The organism is Cellulomonas septica, from assembly GCF_012396155.1.
In the GTDB taxonomy this organism is placed as follows: Bacteria; Actinomycetota; Actinomycetes; order Actinomycetales; family Cellulomonadaceae; genus Cellulomonas; species Cellulomonas septica.
Map to the genome: position 1 here is coordinate 1 of NZ_JAAXOY010000105.1, position 7,888 is coordinate 7,888.

Genomic DNA, 7,888 nt, shown 5'->3' on the forward strand with positions numbered 1-7,888 from the left:
CGTCCGCGGCGGCGAGCGCCTCGCCCGCGGCCTCGGCCTGCGTGGTGTCGAACGGGACCGCCTGGACGGCGACCGTGTCGCCGCGCTCGGCGTCGATGCCCGCGGCGGCCGCGATGGTGTCGCGCAGCTCGGCGAGGTCGATGGGCGCCGCGGCCTTCTCGTCGAGGACGACGGCGACGGACTGCCGCTCGATCGCGCCCGGGCCCTGCTGGACGCGCTCGGTCGTCTTGTTGATCGCGTTGGTGCGGTCCTCGGTCGTCGACTCGTACGAGCCCGACCCGTTCGTCCCGTCGCCGCCCGGCACCTGGATGTTGTCCGGGCCGAGCACGCCCGCGGCGCCGGAGGCGGCACCGCCCTCGTACGTCTCGGTCGTGGTCGACGACGCGAGCGGCGGGGTGTCGGGCGTGGCCGCGAACTCCTCCGTCGTCCGGTCGGTCTGGCTCTGGTCGACCTCGGCGGTCACCGTGACGGCCGACTTGCCGGGGCCGACGACGCGGTCGAGCAGCGCCTGCACGGACGCGGCGACGCGCGCCTCGTAGTCGCTGGCCTGCTGGCCGCCGACGCCGCCCGTCGTGCCGGTGCCGACCGCGGACAGGACCTCGCCCGTCGAGTCGACGACGGCCACGTCGGTCGGCTTCATGCCGTCGATGCCGGCGGACACGAGGTGGACGATCGCCTGCACCTGGTCGACCGACAGCGAGGTGCCCGGGCGGGTGCGGACGAACACCGACGCGGTCGGGTCGGCCTTCTCCGAGACGAACACCGAGTCCTCGGGCAGCGCGAGCTTGACCGTCGCGGACTCGACGCCGTCGATCGCGCCGATCGTGCGGGCGAGCTCGCCCTCGAGCGCGCGCTGGTACGTCGTCTGCTGCTGGAACTCGCTCGACGTCATGGGCATCTCGTCGAGCAGCGAGTAGCCGCCGCCGTCCGCGTTGGTCGGCAGGCCGGCCGCGGCGAGCTTGATGCGCTGGTCGTACAGCGCCTTCTCCGGGACCAGGACGGTCGAGCCGCCGTCGGCGAGCTGGTACTGCACGCCGTCCGCGGTGAGCTGGTCGACGACCGCGGACGCGTCCGCGCCGGACAGACCCGTGAACAGCGGGCTCATCGTCGGGCGCGACATCCACGTCGAGAGCGCGAACGCCCCCAGCACGAGCACGGCGACGCCGATGAGCGCGAGCGTGCGCTGCGCGAGCGAGAACTGCTTGACGGCCCCCGTGAGACGGTCCACGGCGGCCTGCACCTGGGCGGGCATCAGGCCTGCATCCTCATGATCTCGGTGAACGCCTCGACGGCCTTGTTCCGCACGGCCGCGGTGAGCTCGAGCGCGGTCGACGCCTGCGCGGACGCGATCGTGTAGTCGTGCACGTCGTCGAGGTCACCCGTGACGGCACGCACCGCGAGCTCGTTCGACGTGGACTGCAGCTGCTGCAGGTTCTCGATCGAGCCGAGGATCCCGGCGAACTGGGCACCCGCGGCCGGGTCGGCGGCGGTCGCGGCGCGCGTCGCGTCGAGCGCACCGGTGGGGAGCACCCCCGTCACGGGGGTCACGGCGAAGGTCATCACTGCCGTCCGATCTGCAGGGCCGCCTGGTAGGTCTCGCGCGCCCGGTCCACGACCGTGGCGTTCGCCTGGTAGCCGCGCTGGGCCATGATCAGCTGGGTCATCTGGCTCGACATGTCGATGTCGGGGTACCGGACGTAGCCGTCCTCGTCGGCCAGCGGGTTCGACGGCTCGTACACGAGCCGGCCCTCGGCGCTGCCCTCGACGATGCCGGCGACCTGCACGCCCTGGTTCTCCCCCGCGCTCTCCGCGGCCACGACGTACTTGGCGCGGAACGCGTCCTCCGACGTCGGGCGGACGGTGTTGAGGTTCGCGAGGTTGTCGCTCACGGCGTCGAGCCACTTGCGGTGGACCGTCAGGCCGGTGGAGGCGATCCCGATCGCTCCGAAGATCGTCATCAGCTGGTCCTCATGGCGGTGCGGACGGACGAGAACTGGCCCGAGACCGCCTGGGTCGCGAGCTGGTAGCGCAGGTTGGTGTCGATGTTGAGCAGCGTCTCCGCGTCGAGGTTGACGTTGTTGCCGTCCTCGCGCGTGGGCTCCAGCGACCGGTGGGTGGTGGCCTCGACCGCGCCGCTGCCGTGCGCGACGGCACGCGTCAGCTCGTCCTCGAACCGGACGCGACGGGCCTGGAAGCCGGGTGTCTGGATGTTCGCGACGTTGTCCGCGATGGCGCGCTGGCGCAGCGCGAGGCCGTCGAGCGCGCTGTTGAGCGCGACGGAGCTCACGGAGTCGAACAGACCCATGACAGGTACACCTCTCCCGAGGACGGGTGGGGCGGCCGATCCGTGGCCTGTTGCGTGAGCGAGTCCTTGCTCACTCCCCCCATCGGCCGGGGGTCCGGGCCGATGAGAGGTTTCAGGACGGGCGAACGGGTGACATCACGCCTGGGCGTCGACGTACACCGGGAGGTCCGGGCGGACCGGGCGCAGCGCGTCGGCGGGGACGCGGACGTCGTCGAGCTCGACCTCCGCGTGCCCGCCGTGGTCCCGGTCGTCGTAGCCCAGCACGGTCAGCGGCCGCACGACGCGCACGCCGGGGGCGTCACGGGGGACCAGGACCATGCTCTGCTGCCGGTGCCGCGGAGCGTCGGGGTCCGTGCGCCCCATGACGACGAGCAGCGCGGCCTCGGGGTTCATCGCGCCCGTCGACCACCACTTGCGGCCGCTCACCACCCAGTCCGGGCCGTCGCGGCGGATGCGCGTGCGGATGGTCGTGGCGTCCGACGACGCGACGTCGGGCTCGGTCATGCAGAACGCCGACCGGATCTCGGCCCGCAGGAGGGGCCGCAGCCAGCGGTCCCGCTGCGCGTCGGTGCCGAACTCGGCGAGCAGCTCCATGTTGCCGGTGTCGGGCGCCGCGCAGTTCATGGCGACGGGGGCGAGCCGCGGGCTGCGGCCGGTGAGCTCGGCGACGGGCGCGTACTGGAGCGTCGTCAGGCCGCCGCCGTGCGGGCCGGGCAAGAACAGGTTCCACAGGCCCTGCGCACGGGCCTCGGCCTGGAGGTCGCGCACGACCGGGCGGGTGCCCCACTCGTCGGGGGTCGCCGCGACCTGCGCGTCGAGCGCCGGCTCCGCGGGCAGCACGTGCTCGTCGAGGAACGCCTGCGCGCGAGCGGTCACGTCGCGCGTGCGGGCGTCGGGGGCGAAGTCCATCAGGCCTCCCCGGCTCGGGTGCGGAGGGCCGCGGACCGTCCTGTGCGGGCGCGGTCGGCGAGCCGGGCGAGGCCCTCACGGGCGAGGGGCTCCACGAGGTCGCCGACGCGCTCGAAGCCCTCGCCCACCGTCCCCCCGGCGCGGAACCGGAGGTGCACGCCCTCGAGGATCACCGCGAGCTTGTAGGCCGCGAACGCGCGGTACCAGGCGAGGTCGGGCGGCGGCGTGCCGAGCCGGGCCGCGTAGGCGTCGACGAGCTCGGCGAAGTCCGGGTACCCGGCGGCCGGGTCGACCGCGGTGACGGTGTGGTCGTCGTCTGCGACGCGCGCGAGCTCCCAGTACAGGCCGAGCATGCCGAGGTCGACGGCCGCGTCGCCGAGCGTCGCCATCTCCCAGTCCAGGATCGCGGCGACGTGCGGCGGCTCGGCCGTCCCGCCCGCGTCCGCCTCCGCCGGTGCGCGGGCGACGAGCGCGTTGTCGAGGCGGTAGTCGCCGTGCACGAGCGCGGGCCGCCACGTCGTCGGCACGTCGGCGCGCAGGCGCTCCTGCAGGTCGTCGAGCGCGGGGACGTCGCGCGAGCGGGAGCCGTCGAGCTGCACGCCCCACCGGCGCACCTGCCGGTCGAGGAACCCGTCCGGCCGGCCGAGGTCGGCGAGGCCGACGTCGTGCGGGTCGACGGCGTGCAGCTCCGCGAGCAGCGTGGCGAGCTCGAGGCTCACGGCGCGCAGGTTGTCGGGGGACCAGCGGGCGTTCTGCTCGGGCGTCGCGAGCGCCTCGCCGTCGACGCGGGCCATGAGGAAGAACGGGGTCCCGGTGCCCGCGGCGCCGTCGGTGTCGTCGACGAGCGCGTACGTCGTCGGGACGGGGACGCGCGTGGCGCCGAGCGCGGACAGCACGCGGTGCTCGCGCGCCATGTCGTGCGCGGTGGCCTGCACGTGGCGCAGCGGAGGCCTGCGCAGGACGAGCGGCACGCGCGCGCCGTCGACCCGGTAGGTGAGGTTGCTGCGGCCGCCCGCGAGCAGCTCGGCGTGCAGCGGGGTGGCGTCGACGAGGTCCGGGCGGTGCGTGTGCAACCACGCGTCGAGGCGGGCGACGTCCAGGCCGGGCAGTGTGCGGTCGTGCACGGGCGGCCTCCGCGCGTCGGGCCGGGCGTCGGTGCTCGGCATCGTGGAGAGCATACCGCGCGGTCGGTATGTCGCGGGGCTCGATCGTCGGAGGTCGCCCCTACGCTGCCGTCATGTCGATGGACCACACCGGCGCGGTGCACTTCGAGAGCGGCGCGGCCTTCGAGGCCTGGCTCGTCGAGAACGGCTCGACGGCGACCCACGTCTGGGTGCGGATGGCCAAGAAGGGCAGCGGCGTCGCTTCCGTCGACTGGAACGCGGCCGTCGACGTCGCGCTCTGCTTCGGCTGGATCGACGGCATCGCGCGACGGCTCGACGACGACTGGTACGTGCAGCGGTTCACCCCGCGCCGCGCGAGGAGCGTCTGGTCGAAGATCAACCGCGACCGTGTCGAGCGGCTCACCGCCGAGGGTCGCATGCGCCCTGCCGGCGTCGCGGAGGTGGACCGGGCCAAGGCGGACGGCCGCTGGGACGCCGCGTACGACGGGCCGGCCGCCGCCGTCGTCCCCGACGACCTCGCCGCCGTCATGGCGACCCTCGAGGCGCTCCCGCCCGACGTCGTCCGCCCCCTCCTCGTCGAGGTCCTCGCCCGCGCCGTCGCACCCCAGCCGTGACGCTCGTCACGGACCCGCCGCGCGCATGAGACAGCACCCGCCCCGACAGGGGGTGCGGGTTAAGATCCGAGCACCACCAGCGTCCTTTAAGACCCGTCCCGTGAGGCGGGGAAGGAGTCCGCATGAGCACAGGCATGCCCGCGTCCAGCGGCAGCCTCGAGCACGCGAACGTCGTGCTCGGCGCCCCCGAGATCGGCCGGGCGCTCACCCGCATCGCCCACGAGATCCTCGAGCGCAACAAGGGCGGCGACGACGTCGTCCTCCTCGGCATCCCGACCCGCGGCCTCCCGCTCGCGCGCCGGCTCGCCCAGCGCCTCGCCGACGTCGAGCCCGGCCTCGACCCGGCCGCGCTCGCGGGCAGCCTCGACGTGACGATGTACCGCGACGACCTGGCCCACCAGCCGACGCGGACGATCGGCGCGACCGACATCCCGGGCGGCGGGCTCGACGGGCGTGTCGTCGTCCTCGTCGACGACGTCCTCTACTCCGGCCGCACGATCCGCGCCGCGCTCGACGCGATCAGCGACCTCGGCCGCCCGCGCGCGGTGCAGCTCGCCGCGCTCGTCGACCGCGGGCACCGCGAGCTGCCGATCCGGGCGGACTACGTCGGCAAGAACCTGCCGACCTCCACCACCGAGCGGGTGCGCGTGCTGCTCGAGGAGACCGACGGCCGCGACGCCGTCGTCATCGACGGGGGGACCCGATGAGGCACCTGCTGTCCGCGTCGGACCTCGACGTCCGCGACGCGGTGCGCATCCTCGACACGGCCGGGCAGATGGCCGCGACGCAGGCGCGCGAGATCAAGAAGCTCCCCACGCTGCGCGGGCGCACGGTCGTCAACCTGTTCTTCGAGGACTCGACGCGCACGCGCATCTCGTTCGAGACCGCCGCCAAGCGGCTGAGCGCCGACGTCATCAACTTCTCGGCCAAGGGGTCGAGCGTCTCGAAGGGCGAGTCCCTCAAGGACACGGCCCTCACGCTGCAGGCCATGGGTGCCGACGCGGTCGTCATCCGGCACCAGGCGTCCGGCGCGCCGCACACGCTCGCGCACGCGGGCTGGACGTCCGGCGCCGTGGTGAACGCGGGCGACGGGACGCACCAGCACCCGACGCAGGCGCTGCTCGACGCGTACACCCTGCGCCGCCACCTCGTGGGCGTCGGCGGGCGCGCCGACGTGAGCGGCCAGGACCTCGCGGGCCTGCGCGTCGCGATCGTCGGCGACGTCCTGCACAGCCGCGTCGCGCGGTCGAACGTGCAGCTCCTGCACACGCTCGGCGCGCACGTCACGCTCGTGTCGCCGCCGACGCTCGTGCCGGTCGGCGTCGAGGCGTGGCCCGCGCGGGTCTCGTACCACCTGGACGAGGTCATCGCCGACGACAAGCCCGACGCCGTCATGATGCTGCGCGTCCAGCGCGAGCGGATGTCGAGCGCGGGCGGCGGGTTCTTCCCGAGCCCGCTCGAGTACACCCGCGGCTACGGTCTCGACGCGCGGCGCCTCGCGGCGCTGCCCGAGCACGCGATCGTGCTCCACCCCGGCCCGATGAACCGTGGCCTGGAGATCTCCGCCGACGCCGCCGACTCGCCGCGCGCGGTGATCGTCGAGCAGGTCGCCAACGGGGTCGCCGTCCGCATGGCCGTGCTGTACCTGCTGCTCGCGGGCGAGTCGCCCGCCCCGACGACGAAGGTGGACGCGTGAACCCCCGGTACCTGCTGACGTCCGTCGCCCCGCTGGGCGCGGACCCCGTCGACGTGCTCCTCGCGGACGGCGTGGTCGCCGCGCTCGGCGCGGACGCCCGCGCGCAGGCCGGTGACGACGCGACCGAGGTCGACGGCACCGGCCTCGTGCTGCTGCCCGGCCTGGTCGACCTCCACACGCACCTGCGCGAGCCCGGCCGCGAGGACGCCGAGACGATCCGCACCGGCACGCGCGCCGCGGCGCTCGGCGGGTTCACCGCCGTGCACGCCATGGCCAACACCTCGCCGACGCAGGACACCGCGGGCGTCGTCGAGCAGGTCTGGCGGCTCGGCCGCGAGGCCGGCTGGGTCGACGTGCACCCGGTCGGCGCGGTGACCGTCGGGCTGGCGGGGGAGCAGCTCGCCGAGCTCGGCGCGATGGCCCAGTCCGAGGCCGCCGTGCGGGTGTTCTCCGACGACGGCAAGTGCGTGCACGACCCGGTGCTCATGCGGCGCGCGCTCGAGTACGTCAAGGCGTTCGACGGTGTCGTCGCGCAGCACGCGCAGGAGCCCCGGCTCACCGAGAACGCGCAGATGAACGAGGGCGTCGTCTCGGCCGAGCTCGGGCTGACCGGCTGGCCGTCCGTGGCGGAGGAGGCGATCATCGCGCGCGACGTGCTGCTCGCCGAGCACGTCGGGTCCCGCCTGCACGTCTGCCACCTCTCCACGGCCGGGTCCGTCGAGATCGTGCGGTGGGCCAAGTCGCGCGGCATCGACGTGACCGCCGAGGTCACGCCGCACCACCTGGTCCTCACCGACGACCTGGCCCGCGGCTACGACCCGGTGTTCAAGGTCAACCCGCCCCTGCGCACCGACGCCGACGTCGAGGCGGTCCGCGCCGGCCTCGCCGACGGCACGATCGACATCGTCGCGACCGACCACGCGCCGCACACGCGCGAGGACAAGGACTGCGAGTGGGCCGCCGCCGCCTTCGGCATGACCGGCCTCGAGACCGCGCTGTCCGTCGTGCAGCAGACGATGGTCGACACCGGCCGCCTCACGTGGGCCGACGTCGCGCGCGTCCTGTCCGAGGCGCCCGCCCGGATCGGCCGCGTCACCGACCACGGCCGCCCGATCGCGGTGGGCGAGCCCGCCAACCTCGTGCTGTGGGACCCGGCCGCGCGCACCACGGTCGACCCGGCGCAGCAGGCCACCAAGGCCGTCAACTCGCCGTTCCGCGGCCGGGAGCTGCCCGGACGCGT

10 protein-coding genes are annotated in these 7,888 nt (G+C 74.4%); 4 read left to right on the forward strand and 6 right to left on the reverse strand.

The features are described from left to right. From fliF to HGA02_RS06190, 6 genes are all read right to left on the reverse strand, one after another. On the reverse strand, positions 1–1,252 hold a 1,252-nt coding region (gene fliF, locus HGA02_RS06165), incomplete at its 3' end, for a flagellar basal-body MS-ring/collar protein FliF (protein WP_168678265.1). Continuing rightward, on the reverse strand, positions 1,252–1,560 hold the full coding sequence (fliE, locus tag HGA02_RS06170) for a flagellar hook-basal body complex protein FliE (protein WP_124344291.1): 309 nt from the start codon (positions 1,558–1,560) through the stop codon (positions 1,252–1,254). The genes fliF and fliE, both read right to left, overlap by 1 nt. Next, on the reverse strand, positions 1,560–1,958 hold the full coding sequence (gene flgC / locus HGA02_RS06175; RefSeq protein WP_124344292.1) for a flagellar basal body rod protein FlgC: 399 nt from the start codon (positions 1,956–1,958) through the stop codon (positions 1,560–1,562). The genes fliE and flgC overlap by 1 nt, the downstream gene beginning before the upstream one ends. Further along, complete coding sequence (locus tag HGA02_RS06180) at positions 1,958–2,305, reverse strand: flagellar basal body rod protein FlgB (RefSeq protein WP_200829819.1); 348 nt, start codon at positions 2,303–2,305, stop codon at positions 1,958–1,960. The genes flgC and HGA02_RS06180 overlap by 1 nt, the downstream gene beginning before the upstream one ends. Positions 2,306–2,440: 135 nt before the next feature. Then, positions 2,441–3,214 (reverse strand): acyl-CoA dehydrogenase family protein, encoded by a 774-nt coding sequence (locus tag HGA02_RS06185; RefSeq protein WP_425483033.1) that lies wholly within the window; start codon positions 3,212–3,214, stop codon positions 2,441–2,443. Then, a complete protein-coding gene (locus HGA02_RS06190) occupies positions 3,214–4,380 on the reverse strand; it encodes a phosphotransferase family protein (RefSeq protein ID WP_168678266.1) in 1,167 nt (388 codons plus the stop codon). Before HGA02_RS06190 ends, HGA02_RS06185 begins: the two co-directional genes overlap by 1 nt. Before the next feature lie 71 nt (positions 4,381–4,451). On the opposite strand from HGA02_RS06190, the gene HGA02_RS06195 reads away from it, so the two are divergent. From HGA02_RS06195 to HGA02_RS06210, 4 genes are all read left to right on the forward strand, one after another. Then, on the forward strand, positions 4,452–4,952 hold the full coding sequence (locus HGA02_RS06195; protein ID WP_168678267.1) for a YdeI/OmpD-associated family protein: 501 nt from the start codon (positions 4,452–4,454) through the stop codon (positions 4,950–4,952). 122 nt (positions 4,953–5,074) lie between these two features. Continuing rightward, entirely contained in the window at positions 5,075–5,659 is a 585-nt protein-coding gene (gene pyrR, locus HGA02_RS06200) for a bifunctional pyr operon transcriptional regulator/uracil phosphoribosyltransferase PyrR (protein WP_281357116.1), read from the forward strand. After that, positions 5,656–6,648 (forward strand): aspartate carbamoyltransferase catalytic subunit, encoded by a 993-nt coding sequence (locus HGA02_RS06205; protein ID WP_168678268.1) that lies wholly within the window; start codon positions 5,656–5,658, stop codon positions 6,646–6,648. The genes pyrR and HGA02_RS06205 overlap by 4 nt, the downstream gene beginning before the upstream one ends. Beyond that, positions 6,645–7,888: dihydroorotase (locus HGA02_RS06210; protein ID WP_168678269.1), on the forward strand; the 1,244-nt coding region annotated here is incomplete at its 3' end. The genes HGA02_RS06205 and HGA02_RS06210, both read left to right, overlap by 4 nt.

What these genes read in the sequence shown, in the direction of transcription:
- fliE (WP_124344291.1), bottom strand. Translation starts at nt 1,560, where the DNA reads ATGACCTTCGCCGTGACCCCCGTGACGGGGGTGCTCCCCACCGGTGCG.
- flgC (WP_124344292.1), bottom strand. Translation starts at nt 1,958, where the DNA reads ATGACGATCTTCGGAGCGATCGGGATCGCCTCCACCGGCCTGACGGTC.
- HGA02_RS06180 (WP_200829819.1), bottom strand. Translation starts at nt 2,305, where the DNA reads ATGGGTCTGTTCGACTCCGTGAGCTCCGTCGCGCTCAACAGCGCGCTC.
- HGA02_RS06185 (WP_425483033.1), bottom strand. Translation starts at nt 3,214, where the DNA reads ATGGACTTCGCCCCCGACGCCCGCACGCGCGACGTGACCGCTCGCGCG.
- HGA02_RS06190 (WP_168678266.1), bottom strand. Translation starts at nt 4,380, where the DNA reads ATGCCGAGCACCGACGCCCGGCCCGACGCGCGGAGGCCGCCCGTGCAC.
- HGA02_RS06195 (WP_168678267.1), top strand. Translation starts at nt 4,452, where the DNA reads ATGTCGATGGACCACACCGGCGCGGTGCACTTCGAGAGCGGCGCGGCC.
- pyrR (WP_281357116.1), top strand. Translation starts at nt 5,075, where the DNA reads ATGAGCACAGGCATGCCCGCGTCCAGCGGCAGCCTCGAGCACGCGAAC.
- HGA02_RS06205 (WP_168678268.1), top strand. Translation starts at nt 5,656, where the DNA reads ATGAGGCACCTGCTGTCCGCGTCGGACCTCGACGTCCGCGACGCGGTG.